The following is a 23879-nucleotide window of genomic DNA, read 5'->3' as shown; positions in this document are numbered from 1 at the left end:
GTATAGTCAATGAAAGGCGTTGCTTCGTATGGTCTCGTCCGACAGGGTATGAGACATTTCCTATCTGGATTGTCTTTGAACCGAATACAACAACGCCGTTGCAGATATAGTGGATTAAATTTAAATCAGGACAAGGCGACGAAGCCGCAGACAGTACAGATAGTACGGAACCGATTCACTTGGTGCTTCAGCACCTTAGAGAATCGTTCTCTTTGAGCTAAGGCAAGGCAACGCCGTACTGGTTTAAAGTTAATCCACTATATTGAGTCAATTCGTCGATTATGCGCCGATTAAGACAATGTGTCATCCGCAGCCGGACCCAAATGTTTAGATCATGCAACCACCATCAACAAAGGTCGTCTGAAAACACAGATTTAATCTGCCAAACGTTTTCAGACGACCTTTTTGCGTAACATTCACGCCAAGCTTTAGCTTTAATAGCTCAGTCAAAGCGAGGACTGAGTATCTCTATCCCTTTGTTTCAGATTGATTTCTGCCAAACACATTTCTGCCGCCGTCAAACCCGACTGTACCGCCGCTTCCAGCGTAGCTGGATAGCGCGGGTGCAGGTAGTCGCCCGCCGGATAGATGCGCCGCTGGTGCAACCAAGCAAAATCAGGAGTGGCGGAATCGGGCGTGCAGGCTGTGGTCGCGCGTTTTTCGGTAATAACGCGGACGGCTTCGGGCTCGTCCAAATAAGGACAGATACGTTTTACGTCGGCATGGACTTTCTCTGCCCATTCTTGGTTTTTGAACGCACCTACATAATCGGAGACGCTGATGACGGCGGCGACTTCGTTTGTCGGCAAACCGAGTGCGCCGCGATACACCAGCCATTGCGCTGTACCGTCAGCAAATCCGGTCAGCGGCGCGGGCAGATGGACGGGAACGGCATAGCGAAGATAGACGGTGGTAATTGAATGATAACGAAGGTTTTGATAGGTCGTCTGAATATAGTCCGGGGTATCTTCAGGGAAAAGATGGACGGCATGATACGGCGCAACCGCAACAATAATGGCATCAAAAACCTCGTCATTCACAACGACGCGTCCGTCAGGAAGGTTTTTCAGACGACCTACGCGGGTTTCAAGACGGATGTCCGCACCGCATTGCTTGAGTTTTGCCACCGCAGGTTCGGCGATGATTGCGCCTAAATCGCGCTTGGGCAAAAGGTAGTCGCTGCCGGATTTATCCGCCCATACACCGTCGGACAAAACATTGCACAACACCCGCAAACTTGCGTTTTCCAAGTGCGTATTGAGCGCGCCCCACACCAGCGGCTGCCAAAACTCTGCAACCAGCCTGCGCGGAACATTGCGCTGCCGGAGCCATTGAGCAACAGCCAAATCAGCGTGCTTGCCGCGTGCGTAACGCTGCAACGCAGCCATATCGGATAACAGCTTGATTTTCAGAGAAAACGAAATGTTTTTAGCACGCAATATGCCGGTCAAAATATGCAGCGGTGAAGGAAGGTTCGTACTTTGAAACTGCAAACCTTCATACATATACCATTGCAGCGACAAACGGCAAAAAGCGGCTTCAGGGTCAGCGCCGATGTGTTCCATCAGCGTCAATACGCCGTGATACGCACCGAGCAAAATATGTTGCCCATTGTCCAAAAAACTGAATCCGTCAGCGCTCCCAGCCAAAGTACGCGCCCGTCCGCCCGCCTGCCGACCGGCTTCAAACACAGTAACATCGGCACGGCGCGCCAACGATATTGCGGCGGACAAACCTGCCCAGCCTGCACCGACGACGGCAATTTTCGGGCGAAGATGCGGAGTGTTCATGGCTTAAATCCGAATAACCAGGTTTTCAGGGCAATACGCTTTTTGCGCGGCGAAGGAATGGCAATTTTATAAGTCAAGACGTTTTGCGCGCCGTCGAGATCGATTTCGTTCAACAGCGCGTAATAAATCGCCGCCATCACCAACCCGACTTTTTGAGATTTTTTATCGGCGGCAGGCAACAGTGACATAGCCTCATGATAAGTCTCGCGGGCGCGTGAAACTTGAAAACGCATCAGTTCGGCAAAATTATCTGTCGGCTTACACTGCATAATCACGCTTGCAGGCACGTCAAACCGCTGCATTTCCTCCATCGGCAGGTAAATCCGACCATTTCTCGCATCTTCACCGACATCGCGGATAATGTTTGTCAGTTGCAACGCCAGCCCCATCTTATCGGCGTATTCCAACGTTCGGTCGTCTGAAAATCCCAAAATCCGCGCAATTAGGCAGCCGACTACGCCTGCGACGCGGTGGCAATACAGTTTTAACTCTTCAAAACTGCCGTAACGCGCCTGAACCAAATCCATCTGCATCCCGTCGATTAAGGCTTCCAATTCATATTTCGGCAGCTTGAAAGTTTCCTTAACCTGCCGCAAAGCCTGATTGACCGGATGCTCCGGCATCACGCCGCCGAATACCTTGTCCAAATCGCCGCGCCACCAGTTCAACGTTGCCTGCGCCACATTCGGATCGGAACAGTCATCGACCACATCGTCCAATTCGCGGCAAAAAGCATACAAAACCGTTATCGCATCCCGCTTTTCCTGCGGCAGGAAACGGAAGCCCGACAAAAAACTGGAGCGGCTTTCTTCTGCCTTCTGACGGCAATAATCAAGTCCTTGCACGGCGTGTCCTAAAAATATGGTTATGAAGGACGATTTTATCGGGTTTTGGGGAATTGTGGCAATTTCAGACGACCTTTCATCCCTATATTGTTCAAATCATCCATATTTGATTTACTTCATTTTTAAGACAAGTTAATATAGACAATCGACTCTCCTAATACCAATTATATTTTATAGTCATGAACATTACGTCTAAAACACTTATCCTAACCATCCTGCTTTCCATCTCAGGAATGCAGGCTTATGCGGCAAAACCACATTACACCCCGCGTCACAATATCTCTCAAAACAGTGAAAACCAAGCCTTCCGATTGATTCAAGAAATGGCGAAACAGGGGGACACCCGCTCTCAACTTGACTTAGGCACTATGTACGCAAAAGGCATCGGCACGACGCAGGATTACGAGCAGGCTAAATACTGGTTTGAAAAAGCAGCGCACAACGACAACGCCGAAGCGCAATTCAATCTTGGAATCATTTATTACGAAGGTCAAGGAACAGCACAAGACTATCGCCAGGCCAAATTTTGGTGGGAAAAGGCAGCCGAACAGGGCAATGCAGAAGCAGCGTTTAATTTAGGCATCATTCACTATGCCGGCATAGGTGTTCCACAAGACTATATACAGGCAAAAACTTGGTTTCACAAAGCAGCAGACCAAGGGGAAGACAGTGCGCAATTTTACTTGGGTTTGATGTATTACTCAGGTGAAGGCGTAGTCCAAGATTATAAACTTGCCAAGTCATGGTTTGAAAAAGCCGCCAAGAAAGGCAACGCCAAAGCGCAATATAATTTAGGCATCATGTATGCAGAGGGACAAGGCGTTACCCAAAATTATCCCAAGGCAAAATATTGGTACAAAAAAGCGGCAGAACAAGGCAATGCCAACGCCCAAAACAACTTAGGCGTTTTATATGAAAACGGACAAGGTGTAACCCAAAACTTTACCCAGGCAAAATCTTGGTTTGAAAAAGCCGCCGCCCAAGGCAATACGCTCGCGCAACATGCTTTGGAATACATTGTGCAGCAAAATCAAAACTGAACCCTGGATTTTTCCCAATACACCATTATCAATGGGTGAACCCTGTTCAATGCCCTGCGGGCAACTTTGCAAAGAAAGCTATAGTGGATTAAATTTAAATCAGGACAAGGCGACGAAGCCGCAGACAGTACAGATAGTACGGCAAGGTGAGGCAACGCCGTACTGGTTTAAATTTAATCCACTATAAAAACAATAAGGCATACGGTTATAACTGTATGCCTTATTTGCTGTTTCAATCCAATTTCAATTGCAATATTTATTGATATCGCTTTGATAATGTTTAATCAAATCATCACGATTTGCAGTGCGCGCACTTTCCGCAAACTGACGGTTTACGCGGGCAATCCGACAGTTGTCTTCTTTATTTTTGCGGTTTTCTTCTTCAACCTTCTTATTCTGCTCCTCAACCTGCTTATTCTGCGCCAAAATCTTCTCGTTCAGCTTAGCCTGCTGCTCTGACAGCGTCCCTTCTTGGGCATTTTCCGGTTTGGCAACTGCAGGCGTCACGTTACGGGTTCGAATGTTCACAATATTCGAACGTTCCGGCTGCAAACGATTAGGCGTATCGGAGTAGCTGGTGCTGCCACTGCCGCTTTTCCATGTATAAACATTATTTCCGGCCATTGCTCCGGCAGCATACAAAACGCCAAGCAAAAATAAGGATAAAGATGATTTGTTCATTTTGTTTTCATCGTAAACGTGTTTTCAGACGACCCTATTCTACTTGATTTTTAAAAATATGTCATATTAATTCAAAAATATGCATCGTAATGGTGTCGTAAAAAAATAATCTCAAATTGCAAACAATCCGCTGTCAACAAATCTTAGCGGGTGTTATAATGCCGTGCATCTTGCACAAACTGAAAGACTGAGCATCATGCGTATCGTAGAAAAAGCCTATACTTTCGACGATGTTTTGTTGGTTCCTGCACATTCAACCGTGCTGCCACGAGACGTTAAACTTCAAACCAAGCTCACCCGCGAAATCACGCTCAAACTCCCCTTACTTTCCGCTGCAATGGATACCGTTACCGAAGCACGCCTCGCCATTTCCATGGCGCAAGAAGGCGGTATCGGCATTATCCATAAAAACATGACGCCCGAAATGCAGGCGCGTGCTGTTTCCAAAGTGAAACGCCATGAAAGCGGCGTGGTAAAAGACCCGGTAACAGTTGCCCCGACGACGCTCATCCGCGAAGTATTGGAAATGCGCGCGCAACGCAAACGCAAAATGTCCGGTCTGCCCGTCGTTGAAAACGGCAAAGTGGTCGGTATCGTTACCAACCGCGACCTGCGTTTTGAAAACCGCCTCGACCTGCCCGTTTCCGCCATCATGACCCCGCGCGAACGCTTGGTTACCGTTCCCGAAGGCACAAGCATCGACGAAGCGCGCGAACTGATGCACGAACATAAAGTCGAGCGCGTTTTGGTCTTGAACGAAAAAGACGAGCTTAAAGGCTTGATTACCGTAAAAGATATTTTGAAAACCACCGAGTTTCCAAATGCCAACAAAGACTCCGAAGGTCGTTTGCGCGTAGGCGCGGCTGTCGGCACCGGCGGCGACACCGAAGAGCGTGTAAAAGCCTTGGTCGGAGCGGGAGTCGACGTCATCGTCGTCGATACTGCACACGGCCATAGCCAAGGCGTTATCGAGCGCGTGAAATGGGTGAAAGAAACCTATCCGCACATCCAAGTCATCGGCGGCAATATCGCAACCGCCAAAGCCGCTTTGGATTTGGTCGCAGCAGGTGCAGACGCCGTCAAAGTCGGTATCGGACCGGGTTCGATTTGCACCACCCGTATCGTTGCAGGCGTAGGCGTGCCGCAACTGACCGCCATTCACAATGTTGCCGAAGCCCTCAAAGGTACAGGCGTTCCACTGATTGCCGACGGCGGCATCCGCTTCTCCGGCGACATCGCCAAAGCCTTGGCAGCGGGCGCATACAGCGTGATGCTGGGCGGTATGTTTGCCGGTACGGAAGAAGCACCGGGCGAAATCGAACTCTACCAAGGCCGCTCGTACAAATCCTACCGCGGCATGGGTTCTCTGGGTGCAATGAGCCAAGGCTCCGCCGACCGCTACTTCCAAGATAAAACCGACAGCACCGACAAATATGTCCCCGAAGGTATCGAAGGCCGCGTTCCCTACAAAGGTCCGATTGTGAACATTATTCACCAACTGACCGGTGGCCTGCGTTCCAGCATGGGCTATTTGGGCTGTGCCAATATCGAAGAAATGCACGAAAAAGCGGAATTTGTAGAAATCACTTCCGCCGGCATGAACGAATCCCACGTTCACGATGTCCAGATTACCAAAGAAGCGCCGAACTATCACCGCTAAGGTAAAATGAACAAAGGTCGTCTGAAACTTTCAGACGACCTTACTTACAAAAAAAATTACAAATCATTATTCCACTTCAACTGGCTTGCCTTGCTTATCAATATAAAAGAATTCATCTTCACTAAAATCTTCGTCTTTAAACATATTCTTCATATTAACAAGTGCCACACCATTTTGGAAATCATTGAAAGTACCAAATTTGAACGGGATAACCACCTTACCGGTTTTATCTAAATAGCCGAATTTGCCGTTTAATTCCGCACCAATCAAACCCTCACTCAATGAACCTAAATATTCATATTTAAAGGGAATAACTACCTTTCCCTTTTTATCGATATAACCGTATTTATCACTTTGTGAAACCCTTGCCATACCATCTTCAAAATTAGAAGCGCTTTTATATCGCGCAGGAATTACCCACTGATTTCTTTTATCGATATAACCCCATTTATCAAGAATCTGAACAGCGGCTACACCTTCATTAAAATAAAAAGCCTCTTCATATTTTGGTGGAATAACCATCTCGCCTTTTGTATTGATATAGCCATATTTATTTGTATCAGCAGTGACAACTGCAGCCAGTCCTTCACTGAATGAATCGGCTTTAACATATTGAAACGGAATGACAACTTTGCCATTTTTGTCAATAAAACCCCATCTGCCTTTTTGTTTGACAGGAGCAATACCTTGTTCAAAATCACCAGGCAAGTCTTGAAATTTTAAAGGAATAACTTCTTTACCACTGGCATTGATATAACCGCATAAAATCTGATCTGATTTTCCTACTATTTTACAAACTGCTGCCAATCCTTCAGAAAAATCGCGGGCAACGTAATATTTGAGCGGAACAATAACTTTCCCTTGTCGATTGACAAAACCATACAAAAAAGGAATCTTCTCGTTACCCGGCTTAGTAACCATAGACAAGCCTTCTTCATTCAGACAATAAACCGTGTCATAACCTTCTCTGCCGGATAATTTTGGTTTTTCGCAGGTATCAGCCAGTGCAATAGGCATATACACTGATGCAATGAAAGCGCCTAATAATATTTTCTTCATACATTAACCTTGTTGAAAATGATGTCTGAATTTTATAAAAAACCATATGACCTGTCCATATTCAAAAACAGTTAGCTTACTTAAGATATTTTCAGACGACCTCTCCACCTAAAACAAAGCATTTGCAGCAAGCCTCCCTGCCCTAAAATCTCAAAAACTGTTAAAATGCGAGGCTGTTTAGACGTATTTGGCTTCTTGTGCAAACCGATGTTGACGTGAAACAAACTTACAGTCGATTTCATCGCGATTCTGGTATCGCTATCGGTATAATCGCCATTGATATACTTTCAGCGGCAATCATAGGTCGTCTGAAATGTAACAAAGCTACTTTTTCTTTTTCATCCTCATTTGGAGAATATTCATGAGCGCAATCGTTGATATTTTTGCCCGCGAGATTTTGGATTCACGCGGCAACCCCACCGTAGAATGCGATGTATTGCTGGAGTCCGGCGTAATGGGCCGTGCCGCCGTACCGAGCGGTGCGTCTACCGGTCAAAAAGAGGCTTTGGAACTTCGCGACGGCGACAAATCCCGCTACTCGGGCAAAGGCGTATTGAAAGCAGTTGAACACGTCAACAACCAAATTGCCCAAGCACTGATCGGTATCGATGCCAACGAACAGTCCTACATCGACAAAATCATGATCGAGCTGGACGGCACTGAAAACAAAGGCAATTTGGGTGCGAATGCTACTTTGGCAGTTTCTATGGCTGTTGCCCGCGCGGCTGCCGAAGATTCAGGTCTGCCGCTTTACCGTTACTTGGGCGGTGCCGGTCCTATGGCTCTGCCGGTTCCGATGATGAACGTTATCAACGGCGGCGAGCATGCCAATAACAGCTTGAACATTCAAGAATTTATGATTATGCCTGTCGGAGCAAAATCCTTCCGCGAAGCCCTGCGCTGCGGTGCCGAAATTTTCCACGCGCTGAAAAAACTGTGCGACGGTAAAGGCTTCCCGACTACTGTCGGCGATGAAGGCGGTTTCGCACCTAACCTGAACAGCCACAAAGAAGCCCTGCAACTGATGGTAGAAGCAACCGAAGCTGCTGGTTACAAAGCAGGTGATGATGTCTTGTTTGCTTTGGACTGCGCATCCAGCGAATTCTACAAAGACGGCAAATACCACTTGGAAGCCGAAGGCCGTTCTTACACCAGCGCTGAATTTGCCGAATACCTTGAAGGCTTGGTTAACGAATTCCCGATTATCTCCATCGAAGACGGTATGGATGAAAACGACTGGGACGGCTGGAAACTTCTCACCGAAAAACTCGGCAGCAAAGTACAACTGGTCGGCGACGACTTGTTCGTAACCAATCCGAAAATCCTTGCCGAAGGCATCGAAAAAGGCGTGGCAAACGCATTGCTGGTCAAAGTCAACCAAATCGGTACTTTGAGCGAAACCTTGCAAGCAGTTGACTTGGCAAAACGCAGCCGTTACGCCAGCGTAATGAGCCACCGTTCGGGCGAAACTGAAGACAGCACCATTGCCGACTTGGCAGTCGCTACCAACTGTATGCAGATCAAAACCGGTTCATTGAGCCGCTCCGACCGCATGGCGAAATACAACCAACTGCTGCGCATCGAGGAGGAATTGGCAGAAGCTGCCTACTACCCCGGCAAAGCCGCATTCTATCAACTGGGCAAATAAGAAAAGGTATTGACGTATGAAGTGGGTAACTGTTGTTTTATCCATTGCGCTTGCTTACTGCCAATACAGCCTTTGGTTTGGAAAAGGCAGTATCGGGCATACGGAAGAATTGCAGGAACAACTTTCCGTACAGGAGGAAAAAAATCAGACGCTCACTTTGCGCAACCAGTTCCTTGCTGCGGAAGTCGATGATTTGGCGAACGGTCAAGAAGCAATTTCTGAAATTGCCCGTGTGGAATTGGGTTACGTCCAAGACGGCGAAACCTATTACCGTTTTATCGAACGCAGCCGTTAATTGCCCTGATGGGAATAAAAGGTCGTCTGAAAAAGAGTGATTCCCAAATTTTAGGTCTCTATAAATAACTTTCAGATGTTTCATACAAGCCGGTTTCTGTATACCGCAGAAACCGGCTTTTCCAATTTCAAAACAACATCGCCCTCATCATTTCCCAAACGCATGTAAACATCTGTCTGCTGTAAATTTACTCACCCTATCCTGAATATAAACATCCCATTCTCAACACAACTCAAAAATTCCTCCTAAGCACAAATCTTTCTATTGGGACAAATATAGTGGATTAACTTTAAACCAGTACGGCGTTGCCTCGCCTTGCCGTACTATCTGTACTGTCTGCGGCTTCGTCGCCTTGTCCTGATTTAAATTTAATCCACTATAATGTGATTAAAATCTCAATCTGCTCCCATTCTTTTTCTAATATTCGGTTTCCAAACGCTTTTTGCGGTACAATACCGCCCTTAAATTTTCTATTATTTCAAAGCACAAACCGCCATGTCCAAAAAAACCAAGCAAGAATTAGAGAACAACAAACTCAACAAACGCCTGCGCCACGCCGTTGGCGACGCAATTAACGATTTCAACATGATCGAGCCGGGCGACAAAATCATGGTCTGCCTCTCCGGCGGCAAAGACAGCTACGCCCTATTAGACATCCTGCGCCAGCTCCAAGCCAGCGCGCCAATTGATTTTGAACTGGTTGCCGTCAATCTCGACCAAAAGCAGCCGGGCTTTCCCGAAGAAGTGTTGCCCACCTATCTTGAAAGCATAGGCGTACCGTACAAAATCGTCGAAGAAGACACCTACTCCACCGTCAAACGCGTCTTGGACGAAGGCAAAACGACTTGTTCGCTGTGCAGCCGCCTGCGCCGCGGCATCCTCTATCGCACCGCAAAAGAATTAGGCTGCACCAAAATCGCCTTGGGACACCACCGCGACGACATACTCGCCACCATGTTCCTGAATATGTTTTACGGCGGCAAACTCAAAGCTATGCCGCCCAAGCTGGTGAGTGACAACGGCGAACACATCGTCATCCGCCCGCTGGCGTATGTGAAAGAAAAAGATTTGATCAAATACGCCGAGCTGAAACAATTCCCAATCATCCCGTGCAACCTCTGCGGCTCGCAGCCCAACCTGCAACGCCAAGTCATCGGCGATATGCTGCGTGATTGGGACAAACGCTTCCCCGGCCGTATCGAATCCATGTTCTCTGCCCTGCAAAACGTCGTCCCCTCCCATCTCGCCGACCCCGAGCTTTTCGACTTCGTCGGTTTGGAACGTGGTCAAACCTTGAAACACGGCGGCGACTTGGCGTTTGACAGCGAAAAAATGCCCGAACGCTACTCCGACGGCAGCGAAGAAGACGAAAGCGAAATCAAAATCACCCCGTCCAAACCTGAACGTAAAGTTATCAATATTCTGGCGAACAAGCCGAAAACTTGCGGTTTATAACGGGATTTAGATTTTCAGACGACCTTTGTGATTCCTTCCCAAGGTCGTCTGAATTTTTATAGTGGATTAAATTTAAACCAGTACGGCGTTGCCTCGCCTTAGCTCAAAGAGAGCGATTCTCTAAGGTGCTGAAGCACCAAGTGAATCGGTTCCGTACTATCTGTACTGTCTGCGGCTTCGTCGCCTTGTCCTGATTTAAAGTTAATCCACTATATATCTAAAATTCAACGTATTCGCAAGTTTGCATCAGCCTAACTGTTTTCTAGAGAATCCGGCATTATTCTTCCTCTTCTTGACAATCCATACAGAAACAATCTCAGCCTATTCTTGCGACGCTTTTGCAGGGAAACTATATAAAGCACGAACCGTCATAGATCACAACAAAAGGTCGTCTGAAAACCGATTTTCAGACGACCTTTTCGTTTTTCACTCATCAACATCAGAATACTATCAAATATCATTTTTTATTTTAAATTAGCAAACAAAACAATAATATCAATTATTATACCTTTCCCGTCATTTTATTCCCCGATACAATCAACATCATGACACACAAGAAAAAATCTATTAATGTCAAATAGATAGGTATTATTTTTTCCCAGCAACTTGTTCTCAAGGAGAGCCATCATGTCCAATACATTGCACTCTTTACCCAGCAACGCAGCAAATAATAAACCCGTCGTCCTCAAAGGAACGCCCCGTAATGACGTTTTACATGGCAGTCTCGGACATACCACATTCTACGGCGGCTTGGGCGACGATATTTATTACAGTAAGAACGCGGGCGACACCATTGTTGAATATGCACATGAAGGCAATGATACGGTTTACGCCGATACAACCTTTACCTTACCGACACACGTCGAAAACCTGACACTGACAGGCAACGGCAACACCTTCGGATTTGGCAACAACTCCAACAATATTCTAATAGGCAACAGCGGCAACAACCGCTTGAGCGGCGGTCGCGGCAATGACAAGCTAGAAGGTATGGCTGGTAACGACCTGTTGCTAGGCGGTGACGGCGACGACTCGCTCTATGGTGGAGATGGCAAGGACTCACTCTATGCTGGAGATGGCGATGACCGGCTCTATGGTGGAGATGGCGACGACTGGCTCGAGGGCGGACATGGTCGCGACGGCCTTGTGGGTGGAGATGGTAACGACACTTTAAACGGTGGTAGTGGAGTAGACTTCATGCGTGGTGACCAGGGGGATGATATTTACTATGTTGATAATTGGCTCGATGAAGTTGACGAATATTTTGATGAAGGTACCGATACTGTTTACAGCAGCGTTTCCTACTTTATTAATAGCAACGTCGAAAACTTGACGCTGATAGGAAACGATAACATCAACGGTTATGGCAACGAAGAAAGCAACATCCTGACAGGCAACAGCGGCAACAACCACTTGCTCGATAATCTAGATGGATATGACACGCTCTACGGCATGGACGGTGACGACCTTCTGCAGAGTGGCGCAGGTGACGACCGTCTTTACGGGGGTAACGGAGATGACATCCTAGAAGGTGGTGAAAACAACGACGTACTTGATGGTGGACACGGAAATGATACTTTAGACGGTGGCTACGGTGTAGACAAGATGACCGGCGGGGATGGAAATGATGTCTATCATGTGGATAATGTAAATGACACAGTTACCGAGCGATCGGGAGAAGGTACCGATACCATTTACAGTAGCGTTTCCTACACCGCCGCAGCAAATGTTGAAAACCTGACTTTGACAGGTAGCAACAACATCTTCGGTATTGGCAACCATAATGACAATATCTTGACAGGCAACAAAGGGGATAATCGTCTGAGCGGTGAAGACGGCAATGATACCCTGTACGGCATGGGTGGCAACGACACCCTGTTAGGCGGAAATGGAAATGACCATCTCAACGGTGGAGACGGTGATGACTATATTGCAGGCGGCTCGGGTAGCGACACCATCATCACAGGTGAAGGCAACGACACCGTTGCCTTTACTGCATCAGATATTCGTGAAGGCAGTATAGATCGCGTGGTCGAATTTGACCCTAATACGGACAAACTCGACCTATCTGGTATGCGTTCACTGCTGACTGGCAGCAACGCCAATTTGAGCTGGTCAAAGATGTTCGTTGAAAAAGACCCTGAGGTCATTCTCCAAAAAGACCGTCCTTATCTCATCTTCGATACAGAGCAGCATACTCTTGCTTATCGTGAGGCAGGTTCAAGCAGCAGCACCATATTTGCCAAATTCGATTTTGTCTGGTTGGGCCCATCCAATATCATCGGCTAAAGATTTGCTAAAAAGAACAGACCATTTAAAACGAATCTGCTTTTACTGGGAAACGACACATAAAGCATGATTCGTTACAGATAGCAACAAAAGGTCGTCTGAAAATCAGTTTTCAGACGACCTTTTCGTTTTTTCACCCTCTCGACATTAAAATACTATTAAATATTATTTCATATTTTAAATTAATATAAAAAACAATAATATAAATTATTATATCTTTTGCATCATTCTATTTCTCGATACAATCAGCATCAAACATACAAGAAAAAACCTATAAATGTCAAATAGATATTTATATCTATTTTTCCCAGCAACTTGTTCACAAGGAGAGCCATTATGGCCAATACATTGCACCCTTTATACTATAACGTAGCAAACAATGAATCTGTCGTCATTAAAGGCACGACCCGCGATGACGTTTTATATGGCAGTCTCGGACATACCGTATTCTACGGAGGCTTAGGCAACGATGTTTATCACAGTAAAAACGCAAGTGACACTATCGTTGAATATGGATATGAAGGCAACGATACGGTTTATGCTGATACGGACTTTACCTTACCGACACACGTCGAAAACCTGACACTGACAGGCTACGGTAACCACTACGGTTTCGGTAACAACTCCGACAATACCCTGATAGGAAACAGTGGCAACAACCGCTTAAGCGGTGGTCGTGGTAATGACACGCTACACGGTATGGACGGTAACGACCTGCTGATGGGCGGCGATGATCGCGATTATCTTTATGGAGGTAGTGGAAATGACGTGCTACAAGGAGGCGAAGGAAACGACCTGCTCGATGGTGGATACGGCAACGACACTTTAGACGGTGGCAGCGGTGCAGACAGCATGAGCGGAGGATACGGAGATGATATTTACTATGTAGATAATGTGAACGATACGGTTACCGAATGGTGGGGAGAAGGTACCGATACCATTTACAGCAGCGTTTCTTACACAGCCCCAACCAACGTCGAAAACCTGACACTGACAGGCTACGGCAACAACTACGGTTTCGGTAACAACTCCGACAATACCCTGATAGGCAACAGCGGCAACAATCGTTTGAGCGGTGGTCGTGGAAACGACACGCTGCACGGCATGGACGGTAACGACCTGCTGATGGGCGGCGATGACCGTGACTATCTTTACGGAGATAGCGGAGATGACGTGCTACAAGGAGGCGAAGGAAACGACCTGCTTGATGGTGGATACGGCAACGATACTTTAGACGGTGGCAGCGGCGCAGACAGCATGAGCGGCGGATATGGGGATGACATTTACTATGTAGACAATGTGAACGACTCCGTTACTGAAGGATGGTTTGAAGGGACCGATACCATTTACAGCAGCGTTTCCTACACCGCCCCAACCAACGTTGAAAACCTGGCTTTGACAGGCAGCAACAACATCTTCGGTATTGGCAATTATGGCAACAATACCCTGACCGGCAACAGCGGACATAATCGCTTGAGTGGCGAAGACGGCAACGACACTCTATACGGCATGAGCGGCGACGACACACTGTCAGGCGGCAATGGATATGACTACCTCAATGGTGGAGACGGTGATGACTATATTGCAGGTGGCTTGGGTAGCGACACTATCGTCACAGGTACAGGTAGAGACACCGTCGCCTTTACTGCATCAGATATCCGTGACGGCAGCACAGATCGTTTGACAGACTTCAACCCTTATATGGACAAACTCGACCTGTCTGCTATGCGTTCATTATTGAGTGGCAACAATGCGAAGTTGAGCTGGTCAGAAATGTTCGTCAGCAACCCTTCTTATTACGATGCCGACCGCTCTTATCTCGTTTTTGATTCAGCACAGCAAACTCTTGCTTATCGTGCGGCAGGTGCAAGCAGTAATACTGTATTTGCAAAATTCGATAGCGACCAAGCAGTATGGTTGAACGCATCCAATATCATTGGCTAAAGATTCGCTAAAAAGAACTGACAGTTTGAAACGAATCTGCTTTTTAAATTCCAAAGCAAAGATTTAAAAAAATCGTCAGTTCATTCTAAGCTAATTCAATATAAAACGTCGTCTGAAAACTCAATGACAGATTTCAGACGACGTTTCTGTTTCTAAGATCATTTTTTCTCAAAAAGCTAGCATTCTCATCATCAGCTTAAACACAGATTGCGCTTATAGATACAATCATTTATAGATAGAATGTTTGATAGGCAGTATCGGTGATTATTTATTGTTTGCGGCGACCATCTTACGTAGTTTGCCACTGCTCCTGCGCTATGATTTCTACACCCGCTTTTTGCAATGCTTGTATCAATTCAGACGATGGGTTGCAGTTTTCCAAACCGATGATACGACGGAGATTTGGTAGGTGCGCCAAATCAGCAAAAGCCTGTTTACTGATAGGCAAGAGTTCATCACCGCAACCTGGATCAAAAAAAGGAAACATTTCTTCATATAGTGCCGAACCACCATCAAAACCGCCGTCGATGTAGAGTTCCTCCACTTCGTTTAAAAGGCTTTGCGGGATATCCAACCGCTCGAAATATTCAAAAATTTCGGGAATGACTGCATAGCCGTCTGCCTCCCTGTCTATATTCCGACCTTCATATTCTTTAGCGAAAGTATCCAGCAGCAGGCGCGGTTTAAGCAGGTCGCGGCGGTACATCAATTCGTCAATGACGGCGATTTTCAGACCGATATCTGCAAAAGGTACACTGGGGATTTGGTTTAAATTGTAAGTACCGGCTGACTTGGATGCACTTTCCGCTTCCGTCAGGAGTGTACGGATGGTTTCTGCAGACGGATTATCGGACATACTGTCAGCCAACAGCTTCAGACAATTACGCGTGACTGGATCGCGACGTATGCAAGCATAGGCTTCTTTACGGCTTTCTGGCTTCTTTGAAGCGAGATTCAAGGTATCCAAGGCGGCACAAAGTAAGGCTTCCTTTCTGTCAGGGGATATTTCGTCACCAGTGCTTAGTGCAGCCAAAAGCTGCTTTGCATGACGATAAACATTGCTGCGCTTATCGGCATAAATACCCATCATATCATTCCACAATCCACCTACAGAACGTGACTGTCGACGGGCATTTTCGGCTTCGAGCATCAGGTATTCTGACAATGCGGCTACATCACACCAATCATCAAGCATGCTCAAAATCAATCTGTCTTCCTGTTCAGGCCAACGACGCAAAAACGGCACGATCCACGGAGCGGTAGCAATTCTGGAGGTATGATTATTAGCGGCAGCATGATAAAAAAACAGACAGAACACTTCAGCCAGCCACGCACCGGTTTGCATTTCAGCAGGCCATTCGCGTTGTAGTACGGCATCGATGCGCGCGCAGATTGCCGGAGCATATGAGGCAATAGTTTGATCAGCTTCCTGTTCAGATTTACTGCGACAACGGTCTACAGTATGAAAGAATTTGTCGCTAGCAAGCGCTTCAGCGAATTTGTGCAGCCCTATTCCGTCTTTCAGACGACCTGTTAGTGCGGCATCGATATTTTCCAACAGGAAATCGTAAAAATAAGGCAGGCATGCCGCTACGGAATAAGTATCAAAATGTTTTTTCCAAGCAGCGCGGATTTTGCTTGTTTTTTTACCTGCTTCCATAGCCGCTGTATCGGCGGCAAGCATGGCGTATAGGGGATTGGGTGGCGACTCGGGAGAATACGGTGATTGGTTGTCGAGGTTTTTGAATTTGAAAAACATCAGGACTCCTTGAAACAGGTCGTCTGAAAATCTAGCTGTAGGGTAAAGTACGTTACACCATAAAAAACTGCACTTTAATGAACCTACTAAGGTGCAATTTAATCTATTCTAAAGTCTAAAACACCATTTCAGACGACCTTCTTAGCTGGAAATGTACTGTTTTTCTCTACTTTTTATTTGAAACAGGTTCGCAACCTGTATTACCGTTTTTAGTTGTTAACTTGGCTTTAGCCGATTCTGCATCGGTACATTTATAGGCATTGCCCAAACTATCCATCCAAACGGAAAGTTTGTAATTCGTCCCACTTTTCGGAGTAGCAAAAAGATAATAGGCTCTGCTGTGTTTAGAGTCCTTATCTTTCATTGCGCCACTGAAATCATATTTAGCCGCGACCTCAGATGTAGCCTGATATTTCTTAAAAAATCCTGTATCTCCCTCAATTTCATCTTTCATTTTAAGGGCAGGGTTTTTGACCAGTTCGGTTTTCAAGGAATTATTGATGATAACCAATTCAGCATGCGCCTGAGATTGATAGCCGCGTTCAATGTAATGGATATAGGAAGGGTAAGCGATAGTGCTGAGGATGCCGATAATAGCAATGACAATCAGCATCTCAACCAGCGTAAACCCTTGAAATTTAGTGATAGACGTATTCATGATTTTATCTATTTATTCGTTGGCTACATAAGATTGCAGCATAACTACCGTATTTTCGTTTTTTCCCCATGCTTTAGCAGTGACGCGATAAATGGTACGGTTGTCGGTAGAATTGGTGCTTAGGTATTCGATGATATAGCGGGGAGACTTTTTGGCCCCACTATTTTTATCAATCGGGTATTCTCTACCATTAACATTGATACATTCTGTTTCTTTCTTAGAATGTGAATCAAGACATTCTGCATGCTTTCTTTTCCAAGCTTCTTCAACTTTGCTCAGATCTGCCTCGCCTTTAACATCAATAATACCAGTTGGGGTAGTGTATTCTTTAACACTAAGCTGTTTAGCTCTGCAAAGCCCTTTGGAACATTGATCATTAAAAATCTGCGTGCCTTCTTCAATAGAATAGATATAGTCCTCACCTTCGCGTAATGCCGCCTCAGCAAGTGTAGTAGCAAATTTATGGTCAGCATCATTAGTACTGATTCGCTGCTCGGTATTATAGGACTGGGTCGCAGTAACGACGAGCAAGGCGATGACGATCATGATCATCAAGACGATGAATAATGCAAAGCCTTTTTGTGCGGAGGCTTTAGCAGGATGGTTTAGAGTAATCGGTCTGCGCATTTGTTTCCTCCGCGTACAGTTGCATTGATTTGATAGAGTTGAACTTTGTTTTCATCATTGCTTCCGCCAGCATTAATACTGCCGCTGTTCAACAGGAGTTCGATAGAGGCTGGAGTTTCATCACTAGACAGTGTCGTAGTATATTTAAATGTTTCATCTTTTGTCTTATCCTCCTCCTGCTTCTGAGCATTTCCGGCAGGAGTTGGAGTAGGTGCAGACGCAGATGCCGTTTCACTTTCCTCAAATGTTTCAGGGCAGCCTTCGGTATAAAAATAATGAATACTCATACTTTCAATTCCCTTAATCAGCAACTGCGGATTACTCCACTCACCTTTGTCTGTCAGTTGGAAACGGTAAAGACCCTTTTGCCCTCCCGCAGTACCGACGACATAGGCATTCACCTCATGTTTCATGATGGAGATATTGCCTGCTTGGGAACCATCTGTCTTTAAAGCTGCTTTGCTATCAGTAATTTTCTTTCCTGGTTTGGTAATGTTTGTGCAGCTGCTGGCCACTACTGTTGCCGCGTTTGGTGATGCGGTATCTATGCCGTATTGGAAAATCAGCGCCTTACCGCTCTGGGTAAAGTCCTTTACACCTAAAGAACCTGTTTCTCTGACAGCAGGAAGCATTTTTCCACTACCTTTAAGCTTGAGAAAGTCTTTGGAGCCAGAATCAGCGATAACGGCTTGGGCATCATATGCCGACATATTGAAACAACCGAAGTTTCCAGCCATACGGGCATCACGTACGATCTGATTAGATGCGTTACGCAAATCCTGCTGAACATTTAAGCGCGCTGTGGCAACAGTATTCAAACTGCGCGCAGTAAAATAGCTGGAGCTGACTGCCAACAGGACTATCATACTCAATGCGCTTGCCACAAGGAATTCAATCAGACTGAATCCTTGCATGCCTGTTTTGACCGGAATGTGTGAGCGGTTTTTATTATTCATTATTTTTCCCTTACGCGTACTTGGTAGGTGTAAATGATGGAATCTTCATATGTTTTGACATCACTTGCGGCTTTACCGCCTTCCAAATCTTTAAGCCATAATACTTTGATAACGGTATCAGCACCTGCTTTTTTATCGCAATTTTCGTAAAAAGCCCCGTCATAAGTAGGCTCCTTATTCAAACTATCTTGACATACTGAATAGTAGAACGCAGAGTCAGGAAGAGCTGCTTTCAGTTCATCATGAAATTTACCAAGCTGTGCTTTAGCCAACTCTTCTTTTTTCATACTCTCTTCCTCTTTCAGCGGTCCTTTTTTCAATGGCTCAGTAGAGGAATCACCGTATGTGGTGTAATAATCCTTATAATTCTTACACCACCCTCTATCGCGCCCACTCTTGGTAGCTCCCGTTTGATGAGTATCGCATTTTTCAAGTCTAGGATTAATCAGCATCCCTTCAACCAAATTTTGAGTAAGTTGCGATACGATAGTCTGTCCTTCCGCTTCGCGCACGCTGGAAACGGTACGCAACTGGATGGCGAGCAGGGCGAGAACGCCGATTGCGAGGACAAACATGGCGACCAAAACTTCAATTAAAGTCATGCCTGATTGATATGGCTTAGAGGAACTTACCGATCTCGTTTTGGCGAAACTCGATCCGTTCGTTTTCAGACGACCTTTTGTATGTAATGTCATGTATTTCATAGGATAGCGTTTTTTAGTTTTGTGATTCAGAATTTTGAGGTTCAGAATATTGGCAGAGAGGGCGTGAATCTGACTTGGCGCAGATTTCCACTCGTCCGCTACTGTCGACCAACACAATGCTGGCACGAGACTTTTTGGTACTTTCTGTGGTTGCGGCGGAATCGGTCATGCTGATTTTGATATAGCCGTCCGAGTAGGTAAAATTTGTTTTTTTACTGGGTTTATTGACAGAATAGCCAAAAGTACCGTTCGGCTGGAATGCGAAGAAAACAGGCTGTGAATCAGAGTCTTTGCCACCGAATTTGACATGGTCAAATTGATAGGTGACTTTATTCGCATCCTTAGCGTTCAAGACAATAGTGCGCAGGAAAATATCCGCCCTATCATCATTGTAGTTAACATCACCACTCTTATCAGCATAGGCCAAGATGCCACTTTGATTGTATTTGGTATCACATTTATTATCTGGAATCCCGTTTTTTCTGATTTGCACGGGACAGACATAGACAGGGAGATTGAGGCGGACTGCTTCGGCTCGTGCGAAACGCAAGAGGTTTGCCACCTGCTCTGCCTGACTGGCAGCGCGGCGGGAGGCAATCCATTCGCTCATATTGGGAAGGGCGATAGTGGCCATGATGGCGGTAATAGCGATCACGACCAACAATTCGATTAAGGTAAAACCTTTTTGTTGTGCGTACATGAGTAGTAAAAACGTCTAGAGTTAAGTAATGTGTTTTATCATCCGGCTTAGAATGTTTTTATCGCCGGTAATTATGCGGTTTGGCTCATTCTAAACGATATTGGGATGAATTGCCTAATAAAATATGAAATTTGCTTGGTTTTTAGGCTGATTTGTCTCAATCTTCCATCAATGCGGATTCGGGTACGTAGGCTGCATTGTCGAATTTGGTAAATTGTCCCATCCAAGTGAGGAATACTTTCCCGACAGGACCGTTACGGTGTTTACCGATAATACATTCCGCAAGGCCTTTCATGGGCGATTCTTGGTTATAGTATTCGTCGCGGTACATAAACATAATCAGGTCGGCATCCTGCTCGATGGCACCGGACTCCCGCAAGTCGGACATCATTGGGCGCTTGTCGGTACGCTGCTCTACGGTACGGCTCAACTGCGACAAAGCAATGACGGGAACTTGCAGCTCCTTCGCCAAGGCTTTGAGGGAACGCGAAATTTCGCCGAGTTCAGAGGCGCGGTTGTCCGAACGGCCTGAGCCTGCCATCAATTGCAGGTAGTCAATCACGATTAAGCCCAATTTTCCGTTGAACTGGCGTGCAAGACGGCGGGCGCGGGCGCGCAATTCGAGCGCGGTCAAGCCCGGTGTTTCATCAATATACATAGGCGCATCGGAAAGCTTGACCACAGCTTCATTCAGACGACCCCAGTGTTCATCTTCCAATCTGCCTGTTTTCAAAACGCTCTGATCAAGCCTGCCCACCGAACCCAGCATACGCATCACCAATTGCGCGCCGCCCATCTCCATCGAAAATACGGCGACAGGCAGCTTGCCCTCTACGGCAACGTGTTCCGCGATATTGATGGAAAAGGCAGTTTTACCCATAGACGGACGACCTGCCACAATAATCAAATCGCCCGGCTGGAGACCTGAGGTTTTTTTATCCAAGTCGATAAACCCTGTTGACACACCGGTCACTTCATCGGGATTGTCGCGTGAATAAAGCATGTCGATGCGCTCGACCACTTCTTTCAAAAGCGCAGGCATTTCGAGAAAGCCCTGTTTGGACTTGGCGGTACTTTCCGCAATTTGGAACACCTTGTTTTCCGCTTCATCCAAAAGCTGCCCCGCATCCCTGCCTTGCGGATTGTAGGCGCTACGAGCGATTTCGGTACCGACTTCGGCAAGCTGACGCATGATGGAACGCTCACGCACGATTTCGGCATAGCGGCGGATATTCGCAGCAGACGGCGTGTTTTGCGCCAAAGTAATCAGGTAATTGAATCCGCCCGCCGCCTCTAGTTCCTCATTGCGCTCCAAACTCTCTTGAACGGTAATCACGTCGGCAGGACGGCTTTCGTTAATCAGATTGGCGATGGCGCGGAAAATCAGGCGGTGTTCGTGTCGGTAGAAGTCTTCACCGGTAACCACATCGGCGATTCTGTCCCAAGCCGAATTCTCGAGCAAAAGTCCACCCAAAACGGATTGCTCCGCCTCCATAGAATGCGGCGGCAGCGACAACGCGCTGACTTCGCGGTCTTCAGACGACGTATCGGGATAATCGTTCATGGCAGTTGCTCTTAGGCTAAAATGGGAATCCGCTATTATAGCGTAGTGGAAATCGGGTTGGCATTACCTTTGTTCCGACTTGCCTACCATCAAGAAATAGATAGGTCGTCTGAAAATCTTCAGACGACCTTTTTGCTATAATTTCCCTTTTCCCCGAACCGAAAACAGGCGGCAATATGGAAGTCATCCAATACCCCGATTCCCCCTTCAAACTCCACCAACCCTTCCCCCCCGCCGGTGACCAGCCCACCGCCATTGCTGGTCTGCTCGAAGGGCTTTCAGACGGCCTGGCCTATCAAACCCTGCTCGGCGTAACCGGTTCGGGCAAAACCTACACCATGGCGAACGTCATCGCCCAAAGCGGCCGCCCCGCCATCATCATGGCGCACAACAAAACCCTTGCCGCCCAGCTTTACGCCGAAATGCGCGAGTTTTTCCCCGAAAACGCGGTGGAATATTTCGTCTCCTACTACGACTATTACCAGCCCGAAGCCTATGTACCCAGCCGCGACCTGTTCATCGAAAAAGACAGCGCGATCAACGAACACATCGAGCAGATGCGCCTTTCCGCCACCAAAAACCTGATGACGCGCGACGACGTGATTATCGTCGCCACCGTGTCCGCCATTTACGGTATCGGCGACCCGACCGAGTATCAACAAATGGTGTTGTCCGTCAAAGAAGGCGACACCATCGAGCAACGCGACATCATCGCCACGCTCGTTTCCATGCAGTACGAACGCGGCGATTTGGACTTCAAACGCGGCAGCTTCCGCGTGCGCGGCGACGTGATTGACGTGTACCCCGCCGAAAGCTCCGAAAACGCCTTGCGCATCAGCCTGTTTGACGACGAAATCGACCGCCTCGATATGTTCGACCCGCTTTCAGGCAGCCTGCACCAGCGCGTCGGCCGCTACACCGTCTTCCCGTCCAGCCACTACGTTACCCCGCGCGACACCGTCTTGCGTGCCTGCGAATCCATCAAAGAAGAATTGCGCGAACGTATCGAATTTTTCGCCCGCGAACAACGCCCCGTCGAACAACAACGCATCGAACAGCGCACCCGCTTCGACCTCGAAATGCTCTACGAAATGGGCTTCTGCAAAGGCATCGAAAACTACTCCCGCCACTTCTCCGGCAAAAAAGAAGGCGAACCGCCGCCCACGCTGATGGACTACCTGCCCGACAACGCCATCATGTTCATCGACGAAAGCCACGTTACCGTTACCCAAATCGGCGGCATGTACAAAGGCGACGCATCGCGCAAGCAAAACCTCGTCGACTACGGCTTCCGCCTGCCTTCCGCCCGCGACAACCGCCCGCTCAAATTCCACGAATTTGAAAAAGTCATGCCGCAAACCGTCTTCGTTTCTGCCACCCCCGCCAAATACGAAGAAGAACACGCCGGACAAGTGGTCGAACAAGTCGTCCGCCCCACAGGGCTGGTCGACCCCCAAATCATCATCCGCCCCGTCGCCACCCAAGTCGATGACTTAATGAGCGAAATCAACAACCGCATCCAAAAAGGCGAACGCGTACTCGTTACCACCCTCACCAAACGCATGGCGGAGCAACTCACCGACTATTACAGCGAACTCGGCATCAAAGTGCGCTACCTGCACAGCGACATCGACACCGTCGAGCGCGTTGAAATTATTAGAGATTTACGGCTCGGCCTGTTTGACGTACTCGTCGGCATCAACCTCTTGCGCGAAGGCTTGGACATCCCCGAAGTCTCCCTCGTCGCCATCCTCGACGCCGACAAAGAAGGCTTCCTGCGCTCCCACCGCAGCCTGATTCAAACCATAGGCCGCGCCGCGCGCAACGTGAACGGCGTCGCCATCCTGTACGCCGACAAAATCACCGACTCCATGAAAGCCGCCATCGACGAAACCGAACGCCGCCGCGAAAAACAGATGAAATTCAACGAAGAACACGGCATCGTGCCGCAGCAAATTAAAAAACAGGTCAAAGACATCATCGACGGCGTGTACCACGAAGAAGACAGCGGCAAAGGTCGTCTGAAAGGCAAAAACAAGGTCAAAGTCGGCGAAATCCACAATGAAGAAGATGCGATTAAAGAAATCGCCAAACTGGAAAAAGCCATGCAGCAGGCGGCTCGGGATTTGCAGTTTGAAGAGGCGGCGGTGTTACGGGATAGGATTCGGGGGATTAAGGAAGGGTTGTTGTTTGGGGCAGAGTGAT

Annotated in this window: 19 protein-coding genes and 1 pseudogene; 9 read left to right on the top strand and 11 right to left on the bottom strand. The window is 47.3% G+C overall.

Annotated features, from left to right (window positions below; translation table 11 throughout):
• Positions 1-446 precede the first annotated feature (446 nt).
• On the bottom strand, positions 447-1790 hold the full coding sequence (gene hpnE / locus MON40_RS06325; RefSeq protein WP_003778435.1) for a hydroxysqualene dehydroxylase HpnE: 1344 nt from the start codon (positions 1788-1790) through the stop codon (positions 447-449).
• Positions 1787-2635, bottom strand: coding sequence for a presqualene diphosphate synthase HpnD (gene hpnD / locus MON40_RS06320; RefSeq protein WP_003778433.1), 849 nt, complete (start codon positions 2633-2635; stop codon positions 1787-1789). The genes hpnE and hpnD overlap by 4 nt, the downstream gene beginning before the upstream one ends.
• Positions 2636-2814: 179 nt before the next feature.
• On the opposite strand from hpnD, the gene MON40_RS06315 reads away from it, so the two are divergent.
• A complete protein-coding gene (locus MON40_RS06315) occupies positions 2815-3675 on the top strand; it encodes a tetratricopeptide repeat protein (RefSeq protein WP_003778431.1) in 861 nt (286 codons plus the stop codon).
• Between the two features lie 64 nt (positions 3676-3739).
• Positions 3740-3859 (top strand): annotated as a pseudogene (locus MON40_RS13530) (IS5/IS1182 family transposase); the annotation flags it as partial.
• Positions 3860-3918: 59 nt separating this feature from the next.
• Here the strand turns inward: MON40_RS13530 and MON40_RS06305 are convergent.
• Positions 3919-4356 (bottom strand): DUF4124 domain-containing protein, encoded by a 438-nt coding sequence (locus MON40_RS06305; protein ID WP_003756761.1) that lies wholly within the window; start codon positions 4354-4356, stop codon positions 3919-3921.
• A 196-nt stretch (positions 4357-4552) separates the two neighbouring features.
• Between MON40_RS06305 and guaB the strand changes: the two genes are divergently transcribed.
• Entirely contained in the window at positions 4553-6016 is a 1464-nt protein-coding gene (gene guaB / locus MON40_RS06300; protein WP_003778428.1) for an IMP dehydrogenase, read from the top strand.
• Positions 6017-6082: 66 nt separating this feature from the next.
• Here guaB and MON40_RS06295 read toward each other — a convergent pair whose 3' ends face one another.
• Positions 6083-7075 carry a WG repeat-containing protein gene (locus MON40_RS06295; RefSeq protein ID WP_003778427.1) on the bottom strand — a complete coding sequence of 331 codons (993 nt, stop codon included), beginning with the start codon at positions 7073-7075 and terminating at the stop codon, positions 6083-6085.
• 361 nt (positions 7076-7436) lie between these two features.
• Here MON40_RS06295 and eno point away from each other — a divergent pair, with 361 nt between their 5' ends.
• The 5 genes from eno to MON40_RS06255 all read left to right on the top strand — a co-directional run bounded on the left by eno (position 7437) and on the right by MON40_RS06255 (position 14706).
• Positions 7437-8723, top strand: a complete 1287-nt coding sequence (gene eno / locus MON40_RS06290) for a phosphopyruvate hydratase (RefSeq protein ID WP_003778422.1) — start codon at positions 7437-7439, stop codon at positions 8721-8723.
• A gap of 16 nt (positions 8724-8739) precedes the next feature.
• Positions 8740-9018, top strand: a complete 279-nt coding sequence (gene ftsB, locus MON40_RS06285; RefSeq protein ID WP_003743241.1) for a cell division protein FtsB — start codon at positions 8740-8742, stop codon at positions 9016-9018.
• Positions 9019-9513: 495 nt separating this feature from the next.
• Positions 9514-10473 (top strand): tRNA 2-thiocytidine(32) synthetase TtcA, encoded by a 960-nt coding sequence (ttcA, locus tag MON40_RS06275; RefSeq protein ID WP_049230729.1) that lies wholly within the window; start codon positions 9514-9516, stop codon positions 10471-10473.
• A 627-nt stretch (positions 10474-11100) separates the two neighbouring features.
• Positions 11101-12762 carry a calcium-binding protein gene (locus tag MON40_RS06270; RefSeq protein WP_003778418.1) on the top strand — a complete coding sequence of 554 codons (1662 nt, stop codon included), beginning with the start codon at positions 11101-11103 and terminating at the stop codon, positions 12760-12762.
• 336 nt (positions 12763-13098) lie between these two features.
• Positions 13099-14706 carry a calcium-binding protein gene (locus MON40_RS06255; RefSeq protein ID WP_003778416.1) on the top strand — a complete coding sequence of 536 codons (1608 nt, stop codon included), beginning with the start codon at positions 13099-13101 and terminating at the stop codon, positions 14704-14706.
• Between the two features lie 289 nt (positions 14707-14995).
• On the opposite strand, the gene MON40_RS06250 is transcribed toward MON40_RS06255, so the two are convergent.
• The 7 genes from MON40_RS06250 to dnaB form a co-directional block, all read right to left on the bottom strand.
• Positions 14996-16465, bottom strand: coding sequence for a DUF6892 domain-containing protein (locus MON40_RS06250; protein WP_003778414.1), 1470 nt, complete (start codon positions 16463-16465; stop codon positions 14996-14998).
• Positions 16466-16631: 166 nt separating this feature from the next.
• Positions 16632-17123 carry a PilX family type IV pilin gene (locus MON40_RS06245; protein ID WP_003778412.1) on the bottom strand — a complete coding sequence of 164 codons (492 nt, stop codon included), beginning with the start codon at positions 17121-17123 and terminating at the stop codon, positions 16632-16634.
• Positions 17124-17135: 12 nt separating this feature from the next.
• Positions 17136-17750: a pilus assembly PilX family protein gene (locus MON40_RS06240; protein ID WP_003778410.1), complete on the bottom strand. Its 615-nt coding sequence runs from the start codon at positions 17748-17750 to the stop codon at positions 17136-17138.
• Positions 17729-18706, bottom strand: a complete 978-nt coding sequence (locus MON40_RS06235) for a PilW family protein (RefSeq protein WP_003778408.1) — start codon at positions 18704-18706, stop codon at positions 17729-17731. The genes MON40_RS06240 and MON40_RS06235 overlap by 22 nt, the downstream gene beginning before the upstream one ends.
• Positions 18706-19410, bottom strand: coding sequence for a type IV pilus modification protein PilV (gene pilV / locus MON40_RS06230; protein ID WP_050797963.1), 705 nt, complete (start codon positions 19408-19410; stop codon positions 18706-18708). Before pilV ends, MON40_RS06235 begins: the two co-directional genes overlap by 1 nt.
• A 13-nt stretch (positions 19411-19423) precedes the next feature.
• On the bottom strand, positions 19424-20110 hold the full coding sequence (locus MON40_RS06225; RefSeq protein WP_242926034.1) for a pilus assembly FimT family protein: 687 nt from the start codon (positions 20108-20110) through the stop codon (positions 19424-19426).
• 157 nt (positions 20111-20267) lie between these two features.
• Positions 20268-21674, bottom strand: coding sequence for a replicative DNA helicase (gene dnaB, locus MON40_RS06220; RefSeq protein WP_003778401.1), 1407 nt, complete (start codon positions 21672-21674; stop codon positions 20268-20270).
• A gap of 176 nt (positions 21675-21850) precedes the next feature.
• On the opposite strand from dnaB, the gene uvrB reads away from it, so the two are divergent.
• Positions 21851-23878, top strand: coding sequence for an excinuclease ABC subunit UvrB (uvrB, locus tag MON40_RS06215; protein WP_242926033.1), 2028 nt, complete (start codon positions 21851-21853; stop codon positions 23876-23878).
• Position 23879: the final 1 nt, after the last annotated feature.

The organism is Neisseria macacae ATCC 33926 (genome assembly GCF_022749495.1).
GTDB lineage: Bacteria > Pseudomonadota > Gammaproteobacteria > Burkholderiales > Neisseriaceae > Neisseria > Neisseria macacae.
The sequence above is the reverse complement of the archived record's forward strand: the minus strand, read 5'-3'. Positions and strand labels throughout refer to the sequence as shown.

What these genes read in the sequence shown, in the direction of transcription:
- MON40_RS06245 (WP_003778412.1), bottom strand. Translation starts at nt 17,123, where the DNA reads ATGAATACGTCTATCACTAAATTTCAAGGGTTTACGCTGGTTGAGATG.
- MON40_RS06270 (WP_003778418.1), top strand. Translation starts at nt 11,101, where the DNA reads ATGTCCAATACATTGCACTCTTTACCCAGCAACGCAGCAAATAATAAA.
- MON40_RS06305 (WP_003756761.1), bottom strand. Translation starts at nt 4,356, where the DNA reads ATGAACAAATCATCTTTATCCTTATTTTTGCTTGGCGTTTTGTATGCT.
- dnaB (WP_003778401.1), bottom strand. Translation starts at nt 21,674, where the DNA reads ATGAACGATTATCCCGATACGTCGTCTGAAGACCGCGAAGTCAGCGCG.
- MON40_RS06240 (WP_003778410.1), bottom strand. Translation starts at nt 17,750, where the DNA reads ATGCGCAGACCGATTACTCTAAACCATCCTGCTAAAGCCTCCGCACAA.
- MON40_RS06315 (WP_003778431.1), top strand. Translation starts at nt 2,815, where the DNA reads ATGAACATTACGTCTAAAACACTTATCCTAACCATCCTGCTTTCCATC.
- MON40_RS06250 (WP_003778414.1), bottom strand. Translation starts at nt 16,465, where the DNA reads ATGTTTTTCAAATTCAAAAACCTCGACAACCAATCACCGTATTCTCCC.
- ftsB (WP_003743241.1), top strand. Translation starts at nt 8,740, where the DNA reads ATGAAGTGGGTAACTGTTGTTTTATCCATTGCGCTTGCTTACTGCCAA.
- pilV (WP_050797963.1), bottom strand. Translation starts at nt 19,410, where the DNA reads ATGAAATACATGACATTACATACAAAAGGTCGTCTGAAAACGAACGGA.
- MON40_RS06255 (WP_003778416.1), top strand. Translation starts at nt 13,099, where the DNA reads ATGGCCAATACATTGCACCCTTTATACTATAACGTAGCAAACAATGAA.
- guaB (WP_003778428.1), top strand. Translation starts at nt 4,553, where the DNA reads ATGCGTATCGTAGAAAAAGCCTATACTTTCGACGATGTTTTGTTGGTT.
- eno (WP_003778422.1), top strand. Translation starts at nt 7,437, where the DNA reads ATGAGCGCAATCGTTGATATTTTTGCCCGCGAGATTTTGGATTCACGC.
- MON40_RS06295 (WP_003778427.1), bottom strand. Translation starts at nt 7,075, where the DNA reads ATGAAGAAAATATTATTAGGCGCTTTCATTGCATCAGTGTATATGCCT.
- hpnE (WP_003778435.1), bottom strand. Translation starts at nt 1,790, where the DNA reads ATGAACACTCCGCATCTTCGCCCGAAAATTGCCGTCGTCGGTGCAGGC.
- MON40_RS06225 (WP_242926034.1), bottom strand. Translation starts at nt 20,110, where the DNA reads ATGTACGCACAACAAAAAGGTTTTACCTTAATCGAATTGTTGGTCGTG.
- ttcA (WP_049230729.1), top strand. Translation starts at nt 9,514, where the DNA reads ATGTCCAAAAAAACCAAGCAAGAATTAGAGAACAACAAACTCAACAAA.
- uvrB (WP_242926033.1), top strand. Translation starts at nt 21,851, where the DNA reads ATGGAAGTCATCCAATACCCCGATTCCCCCTTCAAACTCCACCAACCC.
- MON40_RS06235 (WP_003778408.1), bottom strand. Translation starts at nt 18,706, where the DNA reads ATGAATAATAAAAACCGCTCACACATTCCGGTCAAAACAGGCATGCAA.